Origin of the sequence: Burkholderia sp. MSMB2157WGS (genome assembly GCF_001532755.1) — a bacterium.
Taxonomy (GTDB): domain Bacteria; phylum Pseudomonadota; class Gammaproteobacteria; order Burkholderiales; family Burkholderiaceae; genus Burkholderia.
In genome coordinates, this window is record NZ_LPJG01000015.1 from 59,652 (window position 1) to 79,969 (window position 20,318).

The window sequence follows — 20,318 nt, forward strand, 5'->3', positions numbered from 1 at the left end:
CGACGCTCAGGCGTCGCGCAGCGACTGCAGCGCGGGGCGCCGCAACACATTATGCAGGCTCAGCCAGCCGGCCGCACCGGCGCAGACGACGCCGGCCGCGATGCCGGCCGGCACGAGCCACGGATCGACGGCGAGCCGGAAATCGAACACGCGCGACGCGAGCACCCAGCCGACCGCGATCGCGCCCGCCGACGCCAGCGCGCCGGCCAGCGCGCCGACCACGATGAATTCCGCGCGCTGCACCGCATTGACCTGCGCGCGCGACGCACCGAGCGCGCGCAGCAGCGCGGCCTCGCGCACACGCTCGTCGCGCGAGCCGGCGAGCGCCGTGTACAGCACGAGCACGCCGGCCGCGAGCGTGAACGCAAACAGGAACTGCACCGCCCCGACCACCTGCAGCATCATCCGCTGCAACTGCGCGAGGATCGGCGCGACGTCGATCGCGGTCAGGTTCGGGTAGCGCGCGATCAACGGATCGAGCAGCGCGGCGTCCGATGCCGACAGATGGAAGCTCGTCAGATAGACGGCCGGAAAATCCTTCAGCACCGGCGGCGGCATCAGCACGAAGAAGTTGACGCGGAACGAGCCCCAATCGAGCTTGCGCACGCTCGTGACGGGCGCGTCGACCGTCAGCCCCGTCACGTCGAAGCGCAGCGTGTCGCCCGGCTTCACGTTCAGCGTCTTCGCCAGGCCGGCTTCGATCGAGATCTGCGGCGTGGCCGCGGTACCGAACCAGTCGCCTTCGACGATCCGGTTGTCCGACGGCAGTTCGGTCGTGTACGACAGGTTGAATTCGCGATCGACGAGCCGGCGCGCCTCTTCGGACGGGTACGCGTCCGGATTCACCGGCTTGCCGTTGATCGCGACGAGGCGGCCGCGCACCATCGGCGCCGGTACGGCGTCGCGCACGCCGTGCGCAGCCAGATAGGCGGCGACATCGGCGCGCTGGTCGGGCTGGATGTCGATCAGGAACTGGTTCGGCGCGTCGGGCGGCGTCGACTGCCGCCAGCCCGCCACGAGGTCGTTGCGCGTGATCGCGATCAGCAGCAGGCACATCAGGCCGAGCGCGAGCGCAGTGATCTGCAGCGCGCTGGCCGTGCCGCGCCGATGCAGCGACGCCAGCGCGTAGCGCCAGCCGACGCCCGCGGCCACGCGCGCATCGCGCACCGCGCGCGCGGCGGCGAACAGCACGAGCCGGGCGATCAGCGCGAACCCGATCAGTGCGCCGGCAAAGCCGCCCGCGACGATGAGGCCGAGCTTCAGGTTGCCGGCGGCCGCGATCAGCAGCCCCGCGAACAGCACGACACCGATCGCATACGCGGCCCACGCGGTGCGCGACGCGTCGCCCCACTCGCGCCGCAACACGCGCACCGGCGGCACGCGCGTGAGCGGCACGAGGGGCGGCAGCGCGAAACCGAGCAGCAGCACGAGCGCCGCGCCCATGCCGATCAGCGCCGGCCACGGCGTCGGCGGCGGCAGCACGACGTCGATCAGGCTGCCGAGCGCGGCCAGCAACGCCCAGTGGCCGCCATAGCCGAGCACCGCGCCCGCGGCGCCCGACACGATGCCGACGCCGGCGAATTCGAGCGCGAACAGCGCGCCGAGCGTGCGGCGGCTCACGCCGAGGCAGCGCATCGTCGCGCAGCCGTCGAGATGGCGCCGCATGTAGCGCTGCGCGGCCATCGCAATCGCGACCGCCGCGAGCAGCGCGGTCAGCAAGGCGACGAGCGTCAGGAAATGGCGCGCGCGATCCAGTGTCTGCCGCACCTGCGGCTGCCCTTCCTGCAACGACTCGAGCCCGACGCCGCGCAGCTTCCCGCCGTCGACGCGCGCGTGTGCATACGCTTCGAAGCGCGCGACGGCCGGTGCGTCGCCGGCGACCAGCAGCCGGTACGTGACGCGGCTGCCGTAGCCCGTGAGCCCGGTCGCGGCGAGCTCGTCCGCGCGCATCATCAGCCGCGGGGAAAAATTGACGAACGAAAAGCCGCGATCGAGTTCGCGGGCAATCGCGGCGGCGACCGTAAACGTGCGCAGCCCGACGCGCACCGTATCGCCCGCCTCGAGGTGCAGCGCATCGAGCAGCGCCGGGTCGGCCCACACGGTGCCGGGCGCGGGAATCGCGGTCGCCTTTTGCGCGACGGTCGCGCCGGCCGGCAGGATCTCGACCGCGCCGCGCAGCGGATAGCCGGGCGACACGGCCTTCACGGCCGCGAGGCGCGACGGCGCCGCGTCGGCGGCCTGCCCGCCCGCGGCGGACGCGATCATGCTCGGGAAGATGGCCGTCGTCGCGGTACGCAGGCCGAGCGCGCGAGCCTGCCGGTCGAACGATGGATCGACGGGGCGATCGGCGCGCACGACGAAATCGGCGCCGAGCATCTGGCGCGCGTCGCGCTCGAGCCCCTGGCGCAGCCGATCGGCAAGAAAGCCGACGCTCGTCAGCGCCGCGACCGCGAGCACCAGCGCGAGGACCAGCAGCGTCAACTCGCCCGCGCGCCAGTCGCGCGCGGTCATCCGGGCGGCCTGGTGGATCAGGTCGCGCAGGCCGAAGCGGCCCGCATGCGCGCGCCCGTCATGGCCGGGTTGCCCGGCCGGCGGCTGCCCCGCGTGTTGCGGCCCCTTCAATCGCGTTTCCCTCCGATCGAGTTGAGCCGCGACACCATGTGGTTCGCCATCCCGCGAAAACCGCCCGACACGCCGCGCCACAGGCGCGGCAGCGCCCATGCCGACGCCGCGACGAACGCGGCGAGCAGCACGAGAAATGCGAGCGGAACGAAGAACGCGAGGACCAGCCCGCCGACCACGAGACCGTCCTCGGTCGATGACGCGACCCAGTTCGAAATCGGTTCGGGAGACAGGTTGATCAGCGCGCGCGTGCCGGCCTTCGCCACGTGCGCGGCGCCGGCGAGCGAGCCGCCGGCGAGCCCCGCGACCGCCAGCATGGTCGGATCGGCATGGCCGAGCGCGCCGGCCGCGAGCACGGCGCCGGCCGGAATACGGATGAAGGTGTGCACGGCATCCCACAGCGAGTCGAATGCGGGGATCTTGTCGGCAAGGAATTCGGTCACGGCGAGCACGGCCGCGGCGCCGATGACCCACGGCGACGTCAGCACGGCCAGCGTGTCGGGCAGGTGGAGCCAGCCGAACCGCGCCAGCACGCCGGCGATCAGCACCGTCAGGTACAGGCGCAGGCCGCTCGCCCACGCGAGTCCCGCGCCGAGCGAAATGGCTTCGATCATGGCCCTCTCCTTGCACTTTCCGTGCGTTTTGCCGATTGATCGGATCGGGTCGGACAGACCGGCCGCGCGGCGCGTGGCGACCGGCACCGCGTGCCGCGAGCAGCACGGCGGTATTCAGGCCCGAATGCGTTCCATTATAGACAGGCCGGGCGACCGACCGCCGCAATTCCGCGGCGGCGCGGCGCCCGGCAGGCCGTCGTCAGGCGGCCGACGACAGTTTCAGGCCGACCAACCCCGCGACGATCAGCGCCGCACTCGCGACGCGCGCGACGGTCAGCGCCTCGCCCATCATCACGATCCCGAACACGAACGCGCCGACCGCGCCGATGCCCGTCCACACCGCGTATGCGGTGCCGAGCGGCAACTGGCGCATCGCGACCGCGAGCAGCCCGAAGCTGGCCAGTGCCGTCACGATCGTAAACAGCGACGGACCGAGCTTCGTGAAGCCGTCCGACGATTTCAAGCCGGCCGCCCAGGCCACTTCCAGCAAACCGGCGATCAACAACCATACCCACGCCATCTCGACGTACTCCATATCGGATGGGGCCGTCCCCGTTGAAGCGAATGACCCGGGGTCGTCCCCGGGCGGCGCCGAGTATAACAAGAGGCTTACGGACCTGCCGGCTGTGGGCCGCCGCGGCGGCCGATGCGGGGCGCGACCGGCCGGACGCGGTCAGTTCGCCACGCGCTTGGGCGCGACGCCGCCGACGCAGCGGTCGTCGCGGTACAGCGCCCACTCCTCGCACACGCGGCCATCCTTGAACACGCACATGCCGACCTGCCCGCGCGGCAGGCTGCGGATCACGTGGCGACCGCCGAGCTTCTCGCAGTTGACCGATGCGGGATTGGCCAGCGCCGCCTGCGCGGGCGGCTGCTGCCCGGGCGGCAGCGGCTGGGCGAACGCGCCGGGCGCAGCCAGCGCCAGCGCACAGCTGACGACCAGACGGACGGACATTGCACGCTCCTCGTTTTCGTTCGGGGAACGGTCAGGATAGCGGGGATTGCGCAGCCGGTGTGCAAGGGCGGCCGCGGTCGCGAAACTGTCGCGCCGGCACAACCCTGCCGGTGCGCGGCTCCCGGCCGCATGCCCCGCCGCGCACCGCCCGTCACACCGCGCCGACGAGCCGATAGCCGACGCCCGTCTCGGTGACGATGTGCTCGGGCTGCGCGGGATCGGCCTCGAGCTTCTGGCGCAGGTGCGCCATGTAGATGCGCAGGTAATGATGGCTCTCGACGTGCGATGGCCCCCACACGTCGCGCAGCAGCTGGCGGTGCGTGAGCACGCGCCCCGCGTGACGCACGAGCGTCGCGAGCAGCCGGTACTCGAGCGGCGTCAGGTGCACGATCGCGTCGTCGCGCCACACCTGACGCAGCGCGAGATCGACGGTCACGGCGCCGAAGGTCACCTTCGGCGACTCGTTCGCGCCGCCCTGGTTGCGCCGGCGCAGTTGCGCGCGGATCCGCGCGCGCAGTTCGGACACGCCGAACGGCTTGGTCAGGTAGTCGTCGGCGCCCGCGTCGAGCGCCGCGACCTTCTCCTCCTCCTGCGTGCGGGCGGACAGCACGATCACCGGCACCTCGGACCAGCCGCGCAACTCGCGGATCACGTCGAGGCCGTCGGTGTCGGGCAGGCCGAGGTCCACGATCACGAGGTCGGGCTTGCGCGTCGCCGCGTCGATCAGCCCCTGCTTGCCCGTCTCGGCCTCGAACACCGCGATGTCCTCCTCCTCGAGCGCGGCGCGCACGAAGCGGCGGATCTGCTTTTCGTCCTCGATCAGGACGACGGTCAGGCTGGGTTCACTCATGGTCTGGCAATGACTCGGATGGGGGCGATGCGCCCGGCAGGTCGGATTCGTCGTCGGGCACGGCCGGCGCGGCCGGCGGCGTGTCGACCGGCAGCGTGAACCAGAAGCGCGCGCCCGTCACGCGGCCGTCGGGCGCGGTGCGGTTGAGCGCGCCGATTTTACCGCCGTGCGCCTCGACGATCGCGCGGCAGATCGCGAGCCCGAGCCCGATACCGGGCGTCGCCGACTCCTTCTCGCCGCGCGTGAACTTGTCGAAGATCCGCGTCTCCATGCCGGCCGGCAAGCCGGGGCCGTGATCGTCGACGTGCACGCGCACGAACGGGGTCCCGTCGTCGGTCACGCGCTCCGCGCCGATGTCGAGCGACGTATCGGGCGGCGTGTACTTCGCCGCGTTCTCGAACAGGTTGGTGAACAGCCGCTCCATCAGCACAGCGTCCATCTGTAGCAACGGCAGGTCGGCCGGCAGCGCGACGCGCACGGGATGACGCGCGAGCACCCGCCGGCAGGCGGCGAGCGCGGCGCCGACGGTTTCCTCGAGCAGCGACCACTGGCGCTTGAGCTGCAGGCTGCCGCCCTGCAGCCGCGCCATGTCGAGCAGGTTCGTGACGATGCCGGTCATGCGCAGCGCCTCGTCGTGAATCGCGTCGACGAGTTCGCCCTCGCGCTGCGCGAGCCGCGCGGCGGCCGCGGCGTCGCCCGCGTCGGCAGCCGCGCGCCCGTTCGCGAGCATCGACGAGAAGCCGACGATCGTCGTGAGCGGCGTGCGCAGGTCGTGCGAGATCGCCGACAGCAGCGAGTTGCGCAACCGCTCGGACTCCATGTTGACGAGCGCGTCGCGCGCGATCTCGACGTAATGCACGCGCTCGAGCGCGAGCGCGATCTGCGCGGCGAATGCGTCGAGCATCCGCTGCTGCTCGGGCACCTCGAGTTCGCGCGGCTCGCGCGATGCGACCGCGAGCACGCCGCGCGTGCGCATCGGCGCTTTCAGCGGCAGATACAGCGCGGCCGTCGCCGGCAGCGTATCGGTGCCGCGTCCGGCCGGCTTCTGCTGGTCGTACACCCACTGGCCGACGTCGCGGTCGAGCTCCGCGCCCGTCAGCGTGACGGCCGCATCGGGCTCCTCGATCTTCTGCCGTACCTGGTCCGCGCTGTCGGGCAGCAGGAACGCGACGCGGGCGCGGAACACCTCGCCCACGTGGCGGCTGCCGATCTCGACGATCTGCTCGGTCGTCAGCGCCGCGCCCAGCTCGCGCGCCATCGCGTAGATCGCGCCGGTGCGGCGCTCGCGGTGCTGCGCGACGCTCGCCTGGCGCGTGAGCGTCGACGTCAGGTGGCTGATCACGAGCGACGTCAGCAGCATCCCGAAGAAAGTCAGCAGGTATTGCGTGTCGCTGACCGAGAACGACATGCGCGGCGGCACGAAGAAGAAATCGAACGCGGCCACCGACAGGAACGACTGCAGCACGCCCGGGCCGCGCCCGAGCCGCACGGCCGAAAACACCACGCCGAGCAGGTACAGCATCACGAGATTCGTGAGGTCCAGCCGCGCGGACACGACGCTCGCGACGACGGTGATCGCCGCACAGATCGCGGCCGCATACGCGTAATGGCGCGGCGGCGAACGATGCGTGCCGAACTGCGCGAACGCATCGCGCCAGTCGCGCGCCCGCGCGTCGAGCGGCGCGGCGCGCGCCTCGTCGCTCGCGGACGCGCGAATCAGCATCAGGTCGACGTCGCCCGCGCGTTCCGCCAGTTGCTCGCCGAACGGCCGCGCGAAGCGGCGCGCGAGTCCGACCTTCGGCGAGCCGCCCGCGACCAGCTTCGATACGTTGCGCACCTTCGCATAGCCGATCAGCGCGGCGACCGCGTCGGCGCCGGCGAGCGTGGCCGTCTCCGCGCCGAGCTCGGCCGCGAGCTTCAGCGCGTCGAGCGTGCGCTGCCGCCGCGCGTCGGGCAGCCGCTGCAGGCGCGGCGTCTCGACGTACACGGCGATCCAGTCGGCCTTCAGGCTCGCGGCCAGGCGCGCCGCCGCGCGCACGAGCGTCGGCGCTTCGGCGCCCGGGCCGACGCACACGAGCAGCCGCTCGCGCGCCTGCCAGATGCGCTGGATCGACCGGTCGGCGCGGTATTCGCGCATCTGCGCGTCGACGCGATCGGCCGTGCGCCGCAGCGCCAGCTCGCGCAGCGCGATCAGGTTGCCCTTGCGGAAGAAGTTGCGCACCGCGCGCTCGGCCTGCTGCGCGAGATAGACCTTGCCGTCGCGCATGCGCTCGAGCAACTCCTCGGCCGGCAGGTCGACGAGCGTGACTTCGTCGGCCGCGTCGAACACGCGATCGGGCACGGTCTCCCACACGCGGATGCCCGTGATCGCGCCGACCACGTCGTTCAGGCTTTCGAGGTGCTGGACGTTGACGGTCGTATACACGTCGATGCCCGCGTCGAGCAGCTCGTAGACGTCCTGCCAGCGCTTCAGGTGCCGGGCGCCCTGCACGTTCGAATGCGCGAGCTCGTCGACGAGGATCAGTTGCGGCGCACGCGCGAGCGCGCCGTCCAGATCGAATTCGGCGAGCGTGCGGCCGCGATAGTCGAGGCGCGCGGGCGGCAGCACGTCGAGGCCGTCGAGCAGCGCGGCGGTCTCGCCGCGGCCGTGGGTCTCGACGATGCCGACGACGACGTCGACGCCTTCCTGCCGGCGCTGCCGCGCGGCCTGCAGCATCGCATAGGTCTTGCCGACGCCGGCGGACGCGCCGAAGAAGATCTTGAGCTGGCCGCGCCGCTGCTTTTCTTCGTCTCGCTGCAGCTTGTCGAGAAGTTGGTCTGGATCGGGACGGTTCATGCGTGAGGAAGGCGGAGCGCCCAGATGCGCGCGGGTACGAGCATTGTGGTTCCAAATCGCCGCAAAAGGCAAAGACGGCGCGCGCGCCGTCGGGAAAAGCGCATCCGGCGCGGTTCGGGCGCGCCGGATGCCGGTCAGTACGCGCGATCGGTCAGTGCGCAGCCTGCGCCGCGTCGAGCGCGAGGTTCAGCTTCAGCACGTTCACGCGCGGCTCGCCGAGCACGCCGAACTGGCGGCCCGTCGTGTTCGCGGCGACGAGTTGCGCGACCGCGTCCGGCGCCAGGTTGCGGACCTTCGCGACGCGCTCGACCTGGTACGCGGCGGCGGCCGGCGTGATCTCCGGATCGAGGCCGCTCGCCGACGCCGTCACGAGATCGACCGGCACCGGCTTCGACAGGTCGGTGCCGGCGTCGCGCAGCGCGGCGAGGCGCGCCTTCACCTGGTCGGCGAGCGACGGGTTCAGCGGGCCGAGGTTCGAGCCGCCGGAGCCGGCCGCGTTGTACGGCATCGGCGCGGTGGCCGACAGCCGGCCCCAGAAATACTTCGGCGCGTCGAACGGCTGGCCGATCAGCGCGGAGCCGACGACCTTGCCGTCCTGTTCGATCAGGCTGCCGTTGGCCTGCGACGGGAACACGGCCTGACCGAACACGGTCATCGCGGCCGGGTAAGCGAGCCCCGTCACGGCGGTCAGGACGACGAACAGTACGACGAGCGGGCGAATCAACGATTTCATGATGGTTCCTTCAGGTGCGGCCGGCTAGGTGCGGCCGGCTCAGGCCCAGCCGAGCGCGGCGAGCGTCATGTCGATCAGCTTGATGAACGGGAACGGCAGCAGCACGCCGCCGAGCCCGTAGACCAGCAGGTTGCGGCGCAGCAGCGACGCGGCGCCGAGCGGCCGGTAGGTCACGCCTTTCAGCGCGAGCGGAATCAGCGCGACGATGATCAATGCGTTGAAGATCACCGCCGACAGGATCGCGGACGCCGGCGAGCTCAGGTGCATGATGTCGAGCACGCGCAATTGCGGGTACGTCGTCACGAACGCGGCCGGAATGATCGCGAAGTACTTCGCGATGTCGTTCGCGATCGAGAACGTGGTCAGCGACCCGCGCGTCATCAGCATCTGCTTGCCGATCTCGACGATCTCGATCAGCTTCGTCGGGTTCGAGTCGAGGTCGACCATGTTGCCGGCTTCCTTCGCCGCCTGCGTGCCGGTGTTCATCGCGACCGCGACGTCCGCCTGCGCGAGCGCCGGCGCGTCGTTGGTGCCGTCGCCCGTCATCGCGACGAGGCGCCCGGCCGCCTGGTGCTCGCGAATCGTCGCGAGCTTGGTTTCCGGCGTCGCTTCCGCGAGGAAATCGTCGACGCCCGCTTCCGCCGCGATCGCCGCGGCCGTCAGCCGGTTGTCGCCCGTCACCATCACGGTCTTGATGCCCATCTTGCGCAGCTCCGCGAAGCGCTCCTTGATGCCGCCCTTCACGATGTCCTTCAGCTCGATCACGCCGAGCACGCGCGCCGCCCCTTCCTGCAGGTCGGCCACGACGAGCGGCGTGCTGCCGCGGCGCGCGACGTCGTCCACCGCGCGGCGCACGTCTTCCGGAAAGCGGCTGCCGTGCGTCTCGACGTAGCGGCGAATCGCATCGGCCGCGCCCTTGCGGATTTCGCGGCCCGGCAGATCGACGCCGCTCATCCGCGTCTGCGCGGAAAAGCCGAGGAACGTCGCGTGCAGTTGCGCCATGTCGCGCTGGCGAATGTCGAAGCGCGCCTTCGCGAGCACGACGATGCTGCGGCCTTCCGGCGTTTCGTCGGCGAGCGACGACAGTTGCGCGGCATCGGCCAGCGCTTCCTCGGTCACGCCCGGCGCCGGCACGAACGTCGACGCCTGGCGGTTGCCGAGCGTGATCGTGCCGGTCTTGTCGAGCAGCAGCACGTCGACGTCGCCGGCCGCCTCCACCGCGCGCCCCGACGTCGCGATCACGTTCGCCTGCATCATCCGGCTCATCCCGGCCACGCCGATCGCGGACAGCAGGCCGCCGATCGTCGTCGGGATCAGGCACACGAGCAGCGCGACGAGCGCGGTGATCGTCACCACGTGGCCGGCCTTCATCGCCTCGACCGAGAACATCGAGAACGGCAGCAGCGTCGCGGTCGCGAGCAGCATCACGATCGTCAGCGCGACGAGCAGGATCGTCAGCGCCACCTCGTTCGGCGTCTTCTTGCGCTTCGCGCCTTCGACCATCGCGATCATGCGGTCGAGGAATGCCTCGCCCGGATTCGCGGTGACCTTCACGACGATCCAGTCCGACAGCACGCGCGTGCCGCCCGTCACCGACGAGAAGTCGCCGCCCGATTCGCGGATCACCGGCGCGGATTCGCCGGTGATCGCCGATTCGTCGACCGACGCGACGCCGTCGAGCACCTCGCCGTCGGCCGGGATCACGTCGCCGGTCTCGACGAGCACGACGTCGCCTTTACGCAGGTCGGACGCGGTCGTGATGCGGATCGGCGACTTCGGATGCGGCTCGTTGAGCTTCTTCGCCATCACGTCCTTCTTCGCGCTGCGCAGCGACGCGGCCTGCGCCTTCGAACGCCCTTCCGCGAGCGCTTCGGCGAAGTTCGCGAACAGCACCGTGAACCATAGCCACAGCGCGACCGCGAGGATGAAGCCCGCGGGCGCCTCGGCCTGGCCGGCGAGCGCCGCGATCCACAGGATCGTGGTCAGGATGCTGCCGACGTACACGCAGAACATCACCGGGTTGCGCAACTGCGTGCGCGGCGTGAGTTTCTTGAACGAATCCACGATCGCCGGGCGCAGCAGCGCCGGATCGAACATGGACCGTGTTGCGGAATGTTGAGTCATTGCGATCTCTTCAAGCTCTTCAGTCTTTTCAATGTGTCGCCATGCGGGCGCGCGTCACGCGCCCAGCCACATCATCAGGTGCTCGACGCCCGGGCCCAGCGCGAGCGCCGGCACGTAGGTCAGCGCACCCACCAGCAGCACGGTGCCGAGCAGCAGCACGACGAACAGCGGGCCGTGGGTCGGCAGCGTGCCGCTCGTCGCCGCGATGCGTTTCTTCGCGGCGAGCGAGCCGGCGATCGCCAGCACCGGCACGATCGTGCCGAAGCGGCCGAACCACATCGCGATCGCGGTCATCCAGTTGTAGAACGGCGTGCCGACCGTCAGGCCCGCGAACGCGCTGCCGTTGTTGTTCGCGGCCGAGCTGAACGCATAGAGGATTTCCGAGAAGCCGTGCGGGCCGGGGTTCGCGATGCCGGCCTTGCCCGCGTCCGCCAACACCGCGATCGACGTACCGACCAGCACGAGCAGCGGCGTGAGCAGCACGACGATCGACACCATCTTCATCTCGTACGACTCGATCTTCTTGCCCACGTATTCCGGCGTGCGGCCGATCATCAGGCCGGCGACGAACACCGCGAGCAGCGCGAACACGAGCATCCCGTAGAGGCCGGAACCGACCCCGCCGTAGATCACCTCGCCCAGCTGCATCAGCAGCATCGGGACGAGGCCGCCGACCGGCGTCAGCGAATCGTGCATCGCGTCGACCGCGCCGCACGACGCGGCCGTCGTCGCGACCGTGAAGATGCCGGTCTGCGCGATCCCGAAGCGCGTTTCCTTGCCTTCCATGTTGCCGCCCGGCTGCAGCGCGCTCGCCGACTGGTCGACGTGCAGCGCGACGAGCGTCGGGTTGCCGGCCTGCTCGGCGCTCACCTCGACGCCGGTCGCGACCGCGAACGCGACCGTCATCGCCGCGAGCACCGCGATACCCTGCCGCCGGTCGCCGATCATCCGGCCGAACACGAGGCACAGCGCGGCCGGGATGATCAGGATCGCGAAGATCTGCACGAAGTTCGCGAACGGCGTCGGGTTCTCGTACGGATGCGCGGAGTTCGCGTTGAAGAAGCCGCCGCCGTTGGTGCCGAGCATCTTGATCGCTTCCTGCGACGCGACGGGGCCCATCGCGAGCGTCTGCTTCGTCAACGGGGTCGGCACCGTGACCGCGTTGCCCTTGTCGTCCTTCACCGGGTTGCCCTGCGCGTCGAGCTTCGGCGCCGCATAGGTGCTCGCCTGCAGCACCGGCACGTCCTGGTACGCCTTCAGGTTCTGCAGCACGCCCTGGCTCATCAGCAGCGCGGCGACGAGCGCGGCCATCGGCACGAGCACGTACAGCGTCACGCGCGTCAGGTCGACCCAGAAGTTGCCGATGGTCTGCGCGGTGTGGCGCGCGAAACCGCGGATCAGCGCGATCACGACGACGATGCCGGTCGCCGCCGACAGGAAGTTCTGCACGGTCAGGCCGAGCATCTGCGTCAGGTAGCTGACGGTCTGCTCGGGCGTGTAGTCCTGCCAGTTCGTGTTGGTGACGAAGCTGACGGCCGTGTTGAACGCGCCGTCGGCCGTCATCGCGCCGAACTGCTGCGGGTTGCCGGGCAGCAAGCCCTGCAGGCGCAGCAGCCCGTAGAGGAACAGCACGCCGAGCGCGTTGAACGCGATCGTCGCGACCGCGTATTGCTTCCAGTTCATCTCGGTGCCGGCGTCGACGCCCGCGACGCGGTACAGCACACGTTCGAGCGGCCCGAACACGCGCACGACGCGCGCGCTGCCGTCCATCACCGCCGTCAGATAGCGCGCGACCGGCACGGCCGCCGCCAGCAGCACGACGATGAACAGCAGCGTCTGCAACAGGTTGTTCGCGTTCATTCGATGTCCTCCGCGCGCAGCAGCGCAAAGACGAGATACGCGAACAGCAGCGCGGTGGACGCGCCCGCCAGCCAAAGCATCCAGGTCATGCTCGCCCCCCGCGACCGTATTGCACGAGCTTCTCGCAACCGGCAACCAGACCGAGGATCAGCACGGTGAAAAGCACCAGGGCGCCGATGAATACCCCATCCATTTTTGTGTTCTCCGTCGTCGAAATCAGACGACTGGAACGTTATGGGAACGCACGTAAAGGGCGGGTCAAAGGTATCGGGGCGGATATAAAAAACGTGTAAACGCGAGGCGGGAGAAAAACTGAGGCGGGACGGGCGGCACCGCAGCGCCGCCCGCGAAGGCGCGTGCCGGCATGGCGCCGGCACGGAAAGGAACGGTCAGGGAACGAGAATCGTCGAGCCGGTGGTCTTGCGCGCTTCCAGATCCGCATGCGCGCGGCCGACTTCCGCGAGCGGATAGCGCTGGTTGATGCTCGTCTTCACCTTGCCCGACAGGATCACGTCGAACAGCTCGGCGGCCGCCGCTTCGAGATCGGCGCGCTTCGCGATGTACGAGAACAGCGTCGGCCGCGTGAAGAACAGCGAGCCGCGCGACGAGAACTCCTTCGAGTCGATCGGCGGCAGCGGGCCGGACGCGTTGCCGAAGCTGACGAAGTAGCCGAGCGGCGCGAGGCTGTCGAGCGAGCCGACGTAGGTGTCCTTGCCGATCGAATCGTAGACGACCGGCACGCCCGCGCCGTGGGTGATCTCCTTCACGCGCTGCGTGAAGTTTTCGCGCGTGTAGACGACCGGGTGATCGCAGCCGCGCGCCTTCGCGAGTTCGGCCTTTTCGTCGGAGCCGACCGTGCCGATCACGGTCGCGCCGAGCGCCTTCGCCCACTGGCACACGAGCAGCCCGACGCCGCCGGCCGCCGCATGGATCAGGATCGTGTCGCCGGCCTTCACCGGGTACGTGCGACGCAGCAGATAATGCGCGGTCAGGCCCTGCAGCATCACCGACGCCGCATCGTCGTAGCCGATGCCGTCGGGCAGCTTCACGAGTTTCTCGGCCGGCAGCACGCGCTCCTGCGCATACGCGCCCGGCGGCTGCGCGACGTAGGCGACACGATCGCCGACCTTCAGCGCGCTCACGCCGTCGCCGACGGCCGTCACTTCGCCGGCCGCCTCCATCCCGAGGCCCGCCGGCAGCGGCTGCGGATACAGGCCCGTGCGGAAATACACGTCGATGTAGTTGAGCCCGACCGCGTGCTGGCGGATACGCACCTCGCCGGCCTTCGGCGCGTCGACGTCGACATCGACCCACTTCATCACGTCCGGGCCGCCCGGCTGGTCGTATCGGATTGCTTTCGGCATCGTTTTGCTCCTCGTCTGTCTGTCGGTCAGGGGAATCCGGATCGCCGATGCGCACGCCGCACCGATTCGTACGGGAGCCGGCAGGCACGCATGGCGACGCACGATTCTCGCGCGTCGCCGCCGTCCGTGCATGGCCCTGCCGCCGGCAGGGACAATCGGCCGACGCCCGCGCCTAGCAAACGTCCTGCATGTTCCGCGCCAGATCGTCGAGCAGCATCCGCGCGGTCGCGACGTTGGTCGCGACCGGCACGTCGTGCACGTCGCAGGCGCGCACGAGCGCGGTGATGTCGGGGTCGTGCGGCTGCGCGGTCATCGGATCGCGCAGGAACACGACGATGTCGACACGGCCGTCGGCCAGTTCCGCGCCGATCTGCAGGTCGCCGCCGAGCGGCCCCGACAGCTTGCGCTCGACGTCGAGCCCGTGCGCGGCGGCGATACGGCCGCCCGTCGTGCCCGTCGCGACCAGCCGGCATTGCGCGAGCGTCTCGCGATACTGGCCCGCGAGCGCGACGATCTCGTCCTTCTTCGCGTCGTGCGCAATCAATGCGATGCGGGGTTTGCTCATCTCCGTTTCCTTCGTCGTTCGGTTGTTCGGTCGTTGTGTCGTCGTGAATCGAAAAGCGCGGGTCAGAACGTGCCCGGATACGCGCCGCCGTCGAGCAGCCAGTTCTGCCCGGTGATGTAGCCGGCGTGCACGCTGCACAGGAACGCGCAGGCCGCGCCGAATTCGGCGCGCGTGCCGAGGCGCCCGGCCGGGATGTCCCTGGTGCGCCGCGCACGCATCTCGTCGACCGTCACGCCCTGCGCCTTCGCCGAAGCGGCGAGCGTCGTCGCGATCCGGTCGGTGTCGAACAGTCCCGGCAGCAGGTTGTTGATCGTCACGCCCTGCCCCGCGACCTTGCGCGACAGCCCCGCGACGAAGCCGGTCAGCCCCGAGCGCGCGCCGTTCGACAGCGCCAGCACGTCGATCGGCGCCTTCACGGCCGAACTCGTGATGTTGACGATCCGGCCGAAGCCGCGGCCGATCATCCCGTCGACGGTTGCCCGGATCAGCTCGATCGGCGTCAGCATGTTCGACTCGAGCGCGCGGATCCAGTCGTCGTGGGAGAAATCGCGGAAATCGCCGGGTGGCGGGCCGCCGGCATTCGTCACGAGAATGTCCGGCTGCGGGCACGCGGCGAGCGCGGCCGCGCGGCCGTCCGGCGTCGTGATGTCGCAGGCGACCGCCGTGACCGACACGTTCGCGCCGGCGCGGATCTCTTCCGCGGTTTCCTCCAGCGTGTCGCGCGTGCGCGCGACGATCACGAGGTTCACGCCCTCCGCGGCCAGCGCTTCCGCGCAGCCGCGCCCGAGGCCCTTGCTCGCCGCGCACACGAGCGCGGTCTTTCCTTCAATGCCGAGATCCATCGTCGCTTCCCTGGTGGCGCGCGTGCCGGCGCGGCCCCGCGTTGCCGCCGGCGGGCGGGCGAACGGGCGTGCGCGGCACGCGGATTGTCGTGAGACGTCGATAATATCCGGATCGCGTGGCGCGCCTTGGTAAAATTGCGGCCATCGGCGACGGCCGGCACGTGCCCGCCGCCGCCCCCGATCCCCTTTCGCCGCCAAGGCACCCCGTCATGAAACAGGACAGCCGTTTCCCGAACCTCTTCATCACCGATCACCCGCTGATCCAGCACAAGCTCACGCACATGCGCGACAAGGACACGTCCACGCGCACGTTCCGCGAACTGCTGCGCGAGATCACGCTGCTGATGGGCTACGAGATCACCCGCAACCTGCCGATCACGACCAAGCGGGTCGAAACCCCGCTGGTGGCGGTCGACGCGCCGGTGATCGCGGGCAAGAAGCTCGCGATCGTGCCCGTGCTGCGCGCGGGCATCGGGATGTCGGACGGCCTGCTTGATCTCGTGCCGTCCGCCCGCGTCGGCCACATCGGCGTGTACCGCGCCGACGACCACCGTCCGGTCGAATACCTGGTGCGCCTGCCGGACCTGGAAGACCGCATCTTCATCCTGTGCGACCCGATGGTCGCGACCGGCTATTCGGCCGTGCACGCGGTCGACGTGCTCAAGCGCCGCAACGTGCCGGCCGCGAACATCATGTTCGTCGCGCTGGTCGCCGCGCCCGAGGGCGTGCAGGTGTTCCAGGACGCGCACCCCGACGTGAAGCTGTTCGTCGCGTCGCTCGATTCGCACCTGAACGAGCACGCGTACATCGTGCCGGGCCTGGGCGACGCCGGCGACCGCCTGTTCGGCACCAAGAACTGACCGAAGCGAGCGGCCGCAACGGCCGCCCTGGTCGTTCGGCCATGCGCGGCGGCCCCGAACCGGCGGTCGCCGCGTGATAAAATCACGCTCCACTCGACACGCGCGGCCCCGCGGCTTCATGCCCGCCGACACGGCCGCCGATTCAACGACACACTGCAACAATCGCCCGCGCTGCGCGCCCGGGCACGGAGAAAGGTATGGCTGGTCATTCGAAATGGGCCAACATCAAGCATAAGAAAGCGGCAGCCGACGCGAAGCGCGGCAAGATCTGGACCCGCCTGATCAAGGAAATCCAGGTCGCAGCGCGCCTCGGCGGCGGCGACGTCAACTCGAACCCGCGCCTGCGTCTCGCGGTCGACAAGGCAGCCGACGCGAACATGCCGAAGGACAACGTCAAGCGCGCGATCGACCGCGGCGTCGGCGGCGCGGACGGCGCGAACTACGAAGAGATCCGTTACGAAGGCTACGGCATCGGCGGCGCGGCGATCATCGTCGACACGCTGACCGACAATCGCACCCGCACGGTCGCGGAAGTCCGTCACGCATTCTCGAAGTTCGGCGGCAACATGGGCACCGACGGCTCGGTCGCGTTCATGTTCGATCACGTCGGCCAGTTCCTGTTCGCGCCCGGCACGTCGGAAGAAGCGTTGATGGAAGCGGCGCTCGAAGCCGGCGCGAACGACGTGACCCCGAACGACGACGGCTCGATCGAAGTGCTGTGCGACTGGCAGGCGTTCTCGGCGGTGAAGGACGCGCTCGAAGCCGCAGGCTTCAAGGCCGAACTCGCCGAAGTGACGATGAAGCCGCAGAACGAAGTCGAATTCACCGGCGACGACGCGGCGAAGATGCAGAAGCTCCTGGACGCGCTCGAGAACCTCGACGACGTGCAGGAGGTGTATACGAACGCCGTCATCGTCGAGGAATGAAATGCCGGCCGCCGCACCTGTCGCGGCGGCGGCCCGACCGATTCCGCGGCCGGCGCGCCTGAGCGTGCCGGCCGCCCTGTTTTCTAGTCTGCGGGGAATCCCATGAAACTACTCGTCGTCGGTTCCGGCGGCCGCGAACATGCGCTGGCGTGGAAGCTCGCGCAGTCGCCGCGCGTCCAGATGGTCTACGTCGCGCCCGGCAATGGCGGTACGGCGCAGGACGAGCGTCTGAAGAACGTCGAGCTCACGTCGCTCGACGAACTCGCCGATTTCGCGGAACGCGAAGGCGTCGCGTTCACGCTCGTCGGGCCGGAAGCACCGCTCGCGGCCGGCATCGTCAACCTGTTCCGCGCACGCGGCCTGAAGGTCTTCGGCCCGACCCGCGAAGCCGCGCAGCTCGAAAGCTCGAAGGATTTCGCGAAGGCGTTCATGAAGCGCCACGGCATCCCGACCGCCGACTACGAAACCTTCGCCGACGCGGCCGCTGCCCACGCGTACATCGACGCGAAGGGTGCGCCGATCGTCGTGAAGGCCGACGGCCTCGCGGCCGGCAAGGGCGTCGTCGTCGCGATGACGCTCGAAGAAGCGCATGCGGCCGTCGACATGATGCTGTCGGGCAACAAGCTGGGAGACGCCGGCGCGCGCGTCGTGATCGAGGAATTCCTCGACGGCGAGGAAGCGAGCTTCATCGTGATGGTCGACGGCAAGCACGCGCTGGCGCTGGCATCCAGCCAGGACCACAAGCGCCTGCTCGACGAGGATCGCGGCCCGAACACCGGCGGCATGGGCGCGTATTCGCCCGCGCCGATCGTCACGCCGCAGATGCACGCACGCGTGATGCGCGAAATCATCATGCCGACCGTGCGCGGGATGGAGAAGGACGGCATCCGCTTCACGGGCTTCCTGTACGCCGGCCTGATGATCGACAAGGACGGCAATCCGCGCACCCTCGAGTTCAACTGCCGGATGGGCGACCCGGAAACGCAGCCGATCATGGCGCGCCTGAAGAGCGATTTCTCGAAGGTCGTCGAACAGGCGATCGCGGGCACGCTTGATACGGTCGAGCTCGACTGGGATCGCCGCACCGCGCTCGGCGTCGTGCTGGCCGCGCACGGCTACCCGGACGCGCCGCGCAAGGGCGACCGCATCAACGGGATCCCGGCCGAGACCGAACAGGCCGTGACGTTCCATGCAGGCACGACGCTCGCCGACGGCGACAAGCTCGTGACGTCCGGCGGCCGCGTGCTGTGCGTAGTCGGCCTTGCCGATTCGGTGCGCGAAGCGCAGCAGCATGCGTACGACACGATCAACCAGATCAATTTCGAAGGCATGCAGTACCGCCGCGACATCGGCTTTCGCGCGCTCAACCGCAAGAGCGCGTGACGTCGCCATCGCCGCCCCGCGCCCGCGCGGCGGCGGCCCGTCTGCCGGGGTTCGATAGAATGCCCGGCAGACGCTTTTTTTACGGCCCTCGCTCAGCGCGGGGGCAGCCAGTCCAGACATGACCGATTCGACCTACGACGTGGCGCGTGTGCGCACGTACCTCCAGGGCCTGCAGACACGTATCGCCGACGCGCTCGGCGCGCTCGACGGCACGCCGCTCGCGACCGACACGTGGCAGCGCGGGCCGGCCGAACGCCTGCGCGGCGGCGGTTGCACGCGGATTCTCGAAGGCGGCCGCGTGTTCGAACGCGCGGGAATCGGCTTTTCCGACGTCGCGGGCGACGCGCTGCCGCCGTCGGCGAGCGCGGCGCGCCCGCAGCTCGCGGGCCGCGGCTTCGAGGCGCTCGGCGTGTCGCTCGTGCTGCACCCACGCAATCCGTACTGCCCGACCGTGCACATGAACGTGCGGATGCTGATCGCGACGAAACCGGGCGAGGCGCCCGTGTTCTGGTTCGGCGGCGGCATGGATCTGACACCGGTTTACGGTTTCGAGGACGACGCGCGGCATTTCCACCAGACCTGCAAGGATGCGCTCGACCCGTTCGGCATCGAGCTCTACCCGCGCTTCAAGCAATGGTGCGACGAATATTTCTTCCTGAAGCACCGCAACGAGATGCGCGGCATCGGCGGGATCTTCTTCGACGATTTCTCGGAACCCGGTTTCGAACGCTCGTTTGACATGATGCAAAGCGTCGGCGATGCGTTCCTGCACGCTTATCTGCCGATCGTCGAGCGCCGCGCCGGGCTGCCGTACGGCGAGCGCGAACGCGACTTCCAGGCCTACCGCCGCGGCCGCTACGTCGAATTCAACCTCGTGTTCGACCGCGGCACGCTGTTCGGCCTGCAAAGCGGCGGCCGGACCGAGTCGATCCTGATGTCGATGCCGCCGGTCGCGAACTGGCGCTACAACTGGCAGCCCGAGCCGGGTTCGCCCGAAGCGCGCCTGACTAGCGACTTCCTCGTGCCGCGCGACTGGGTTTGAGCCCGCGCGCCCCGCTGCCCCAACGAAAGGACGCGTTTCTGGACACCATCGCCCGCCCCGCCCCGCTGCCGCGCCGTATCGGCTTGCTGGGCGGTACTTTCGACCCGATCCACGACGGCCATCTCGCGCTCGCGCGCCGGTTCGCCGGGCTGCTCGACCTGACCGAACTCGTATTGCTGCCCGCCGGGCAGCCGTACCAGAAGCGCGACGTGTCGGCCGCCGAGCACCGGCTCGCGATGACGCGCGCCGCCGCCGGCACGCTGTCGATGCCGGGCGTGACCGTGACCGTCGCCACCGACGAGATCGAGCACGCCGGCCCGACCTACACGGTCGAGACGCTCGCGCGCTGGCGCGAGCGGATCGGCCCGGATGCGTCGCTGTCGCTGCTGATCGGCGCCGATCAGCTCGTGCGCCTCGATACGTGGCGCGACTGGCGCACGCTGTTCGACTACGCGCACATCGGCGTGTCGACGCGCCCGGGCTTCGAGCTCGACGCGGCGCCGCCGGACGTCGCGCGCGAAATCGCCGCGCGGCAGGCCGGCGCCGACGTGCTCAAGGCCACGCCGGCGGGCCGCCTGCTGATCGATACGACCCTTTCGTTCGACATCGCAGCGACCGACATCCGCGCGCACCTGCGCGAATGCATCGCACGCCATGCGCAAATGCCCGACGCGTCAGCCGAACATGTGCCGGCCGCCGTATGGGCCTATATTCTTCAACATCGCCTCTACCATTCCTGAAT

Annotated in this window: 18 protein-coding genes; 5 read left to right on the forward strand and 13 right to left on the reverse strand. The window is 69.8% G+C overall.

Translation table 11 applies throughout. The features are described from left to right. Window positions 1-6: 6 nt before the first annotated feature. The 13 genes from WT53_RS10180 to WT53_RS10245 all read right to left on the reverse strand — a co-directional run bounded on the left by WT53_RS10180 (window position 7) and on the right by WT53_RS10245 (window position 15,365). Window positions 7-2,622 (reverse strand): ABC transporter permease, encoded by a 2,616-nt coding sequence (locus tag WT53_RS10180; RefSeq protein ID WP_060259568.1) that lies wholly within the window; start codon window positions 2,620-2,622, stop codon window positions 7-9. Next, a complete protein-coding gene (locus WT53_RS10185; protein WP_034207994.1) occupies window positions 2,619-3,236 on the reverse strand; it encodes a DUF4126 domain-containing protein in 618 nt (205 codons plus the stop codon). The genes WT53_RS10180 and WT53_RS10185 overlap by 4 nt, the downstream gene beginning before the upstream one ends. 199 nt (window positions 3,237-3,435) lie before the next feature. Then, entirely contained in the window at window positions 3,436-3,756 is a 321-nt protein-coding gene (gene sugE, locus WT53_RS10190) for a quaternary ammonium compound efflux SMR transporter SugE (RefSeq protein ID WP_034208737.1), read from the reverse strand. A 153-nt stretch (window positions 3,757-3,909) separates the two neighbouring features. Beyond that, window positions 3,910-4,191 carry a DUF333 domain-containing protein gene (locus WT53_RS10195; protein ID WP_059833362.1) on the reverse strand — a complete coding sequence of 94 codons (282 nt, stop codon included), beginning with the start codon at window positions 4,189-4,191 and terminating at the stop codon, window positions 3,910-3,912. A gap of 151 nt (window positions 4,192-4,342) precedes the next feature. Then, window positions 4,343-5,041, reverse strand: coding sequence for a two-component system response regulator KdpE (kdpE, locus tag WT53_RS10200; protein WP_060259571.1), 699 nt, complete (start codon window positions 5,039-5,041; stop codon window positions 4,343-4,345). Further along, window positions 5,034-7,877, reverse strand: a complete 2,844-nt coding sequence (locus WT53_RS10205) for a DUF4118 domain-containing protein (RefSeq protein ID WP_060259574.1) — start codon at window positions 7,875-7,877, stop codon at window positions 5,034-5,036. Before WT53_RS10205 ends, kdpE begins: the two co-directional genes overlap by 8 nt. A gap of 151 nt (window positions 7,878-8,028) precedes the next feature. Beyond that, the gene (kdpC, locus tag WT53_RS10210; protein WP_060259578.1) at window positions 8,029-8,610 is read right to left on the reverse strand and encodes a potassium-transporting ATPase subunit KdpC; all 582 of its coding nucleotides are present in this window, start codon (window positions 8,608-8,610) and stop codon (window positions 8,029-8,031) included. 39 nt (window positions 8,611-8,649) lie between these two features. After that, the gene (kdpB, locus tag WT53_RS10215; RefSeq protein ID WP_059781312.1) at window positions 8,650-10,734 is read right to left on the reverse strand and encodes a potassium-transporting ATPase subunit KdpB; all 2,085 of its coding nucleotides are present in this window, start codon (window positions 10,732-10,734) and stop codon (window positions 8,650-8,652) included. 54 nt (window positions 10,735-10,788) lie between these two features. Further along, complete coding sequence (kdpA, locus tag WT53_RS10220; protein ID WP_034208000.1) at window positions 10,789-12,594, reverse strand: potassium-transporting ATPase subunit KdpA; 1,806 nt, start codon at window positions 12,592-12,594, stop codon at window positions 10,789-10,791. After that, a complete protein-coding gene (gene kdpF / locus WT53_RS10225; RefSeq protein WP_006752209.1) occupies window positions 12,591-12,683 on the reverse strand; it encodes a K(+)-transporting ATPase subunit F in 93 nt (30 codons plus the stop codon). Before kdpF ends, kdpA begins: the two co-directional genes overlap by 4 nt. A gap of 300 nt (window positions 12,684-12,983) precedes the next feature. Then, window positions 12,984-13,958: a quinone oxidoreductase gene (locus WT53_RS10235; protein WP_034208001.1), complete on the reverse strand. Its 975-nt coding sequence runs from the start codon at window positions 13,956-13,958 to the stop codon at window positions 12,984-12,986. A 172-nt stretch (window positions 13,959-14,130) separates the two neighbouring features. Further along, window positions 14,131-14,523 (reverse strand): methylglyoxal synthase, encoded by a 393-nt coding sequence (locus tag WT53_RS10240; RefSeq protein ID WP_034208002.1) that lies wholly within the window; start codon window positions 14,521-14,523, stop codon window positions 14,131-14,133. Between the two features lie 62 nt (window positions 14,524-14,585). Continuing rightward, window positions 14,586-15,365, reverse strand: a complete 780-nt coding sequence (locus WT53_RS10245) for an SDR family oxidoreductase (protein WP_034208003.1) — start codon at window positions 15,363-15,365, stop codon at window positions 14,586-14,588. Between the two features lie 209 nt (window positions 15,366-15,574). Here WT53_RS10245 and upp point away from each other — a divergent pair, with 209 nt between their 5' ends. From upp to WT53_RS10270, 5 genes are all read left to right on the forward strand, one after another. Beyond that, complete coding sequence (upp, locus tag WT53_RS10250; protein WP_006481871.1) at window positions 15,575-16,225, forward strand: uracil phosphoribosyltransferase; 651 nt, start codon at window positions 15,575-15,577, stop codon at window positions 16,223-16,225. A 197-nt stretch (window positions 16,226-16,422) separates the two neighbouring features. Then, window positions 16,423-17,151: a YebC/PmpR family DNA-binding transcriptional regulator gene (locus tag WT53_RS10255; protein ID WP_034208004.1), complete on the forward strand. Its 729-nt coding sequence runs from the start codon at window positions 16,423-16,425 to the stop codon at window positions 17,149-17,151. Between the two features lie 102 nt (window positions 17,152-17,253). Next, the gene (gene purD, locus WT53_RS10260) at window positions 17,254-18,534 is read left to right on the forward strand and encodes a phosphoribosylamine--glycine ligase (protein WP_034208005.1); all 1,281 of its coding nucleotides are present in this window, start codon (window positions 17,254-17,256) and stop codon (window positions 18,532-18,534) included. 118 nt (window positions 18,535-18,652) lie between these two features. After that, a complete protein-coding gene (gene hemF / locus WT53_RS10265) occupies window positions 18,653-19,576 on the forward strand; it encodes an oxygen-dependent coproporphyrinogen oxidase (RefSeq protein WP_034208006.1) in 924 nt (307 codons plus the stop codon). Window positions 19,577-19,590: 14 nt separating this feature from the next. Continuing rightward, window positions 19,591-20,316 (forward strand): nicotinate-nucleotide adenylyltransferase, encoded by a 726-nt coding sequence (locus tag WT53_RS10270; RefSeq protein ID WP_179949007.1) that lies wholly within the window; start codon window positions 19,591-19,593, stop codon window positions 20,314-20,316. Window positions 20,317-20,318: the final 2 nt, after the last annotated feature.

What these genes read in the sequence shown, in the direction of transcription:
- WT53_RS10185 (WP_034207994.1), bottom strand. Translation starts at nt 3,236, where the DNA reads ATGATCGAAGCCATTTCGCTCGGCGCGGGACTCGCGTGGGCGAGCGGC.
- sugE (WP_034208737.1), bottom strand. Translation starts at nt 3,756, where the DNA reads ATGGCGTGGGTATGGTTGTTGATCGCCGGTTTGCTGGAAGTGGCCTGG.
- WT53_RS10195 (WP_059833362.1), bottom strand. Translation starts at nt 4,191, where the DNA reads ATGTCCGTCCGTCTGGTCGTCAGCTGTGCGCTGGCGCTGGCTGCGCCC.
- kdpE (WP_060259571.1), bottom strand. Translation starts at nt 5,041, where the DNA reads ATGAGTGAACCCAGCCTGACCGTCGTCCTGATCGAGGACGAAAAGCAG.
- WT53_RS10205 (WP_060259574.1), bottom strand. Translation starts at nt 7,877, where the DNA reads ATGAACCGTCCCGATCCAGACCAACTTCTCGACAAGCTGCAGCGAGAC.
- kdpC (WP_060259578.1), bottom strand. Translation starts at nt 8,610, where the DNA reads ATGAAATCGTTGATTCGCCCGCTCGTCGTACTGTTCGTCGTCCTGACC.
- kdpB (WP_059781312.1), bottom strand. Translation starts at nt 10,734, where the DNA reads ATGACTCAACATTCCGCAACACGGTCCATGTTCGATCCGGCGCTGCTG.
- kdpA (WP_034208000.1), bottom strand. Translation starts at nt 12,594, where the DNA reads ATGAACGCGAACAACCTGTTGCAGACGCTGCTGTTCATCGTCGTGCTG.
- kdpF (WP_006752209.1), bottom strand. Translation starts at nt 12,683, where the DNA reads ATGACCTGGATGCTTTGGCTGGCGGGCGCGTCCACCGCGCTGCTGTTC.
- WT53_RS10235 (WP_034208001.1), bottom strand. Translation starts at nt 13,958, where the DNA reads ATGCCGAAAGCAATCCGATACGACCAGCCGGGCGGCCCGGACGTGATG.
- WT53_RS10240 (WP_034208002.1), bottom strand. Translation starts at nt 14,523, where the DNA reads ATGAGCAAACCCCGCATCGCATTGATTGCGCACGACGCGAAGAAGGAC.
- WT53_RS10245 (WP_034208003.1), bottom strand. Translation starts at nt 15,365, where the DNA reads ATGGATCTCGGCATTGAAGGAAAGACCGCGCTCGTGTGCGCGGCGAGC.
- upp (WP_006481871.1), top strand. Translation starts at nt 15,575, where the DNA reads ATGAAACAGGACAGCCGTTTCCCGAACCTCTTCATCACCGATCACCCG.
- WT53_RS10255 (WP_034208004.1), top strand. Translation starts at nt 16,423, where the DNA reads ATGGCTGGTCATTCGAAATGGGCCAACATCAAGCATAAGAAAGCGGCA.
- purD (WP_034208005.1), top strand. Translation starts at nt 17,254, where the DNA reads ATGAAACTACTCGTCGTCGGTTCCGGCGGCCGCGAACATGCGCTGGCG.
- hemF (WP_034208006.1), top strand. Translation starts at nt 18,653, where the DNA reads ATGACCGATTCGACCTACGACGTGGCGCGTGTGCGCACGTACCTCCAG.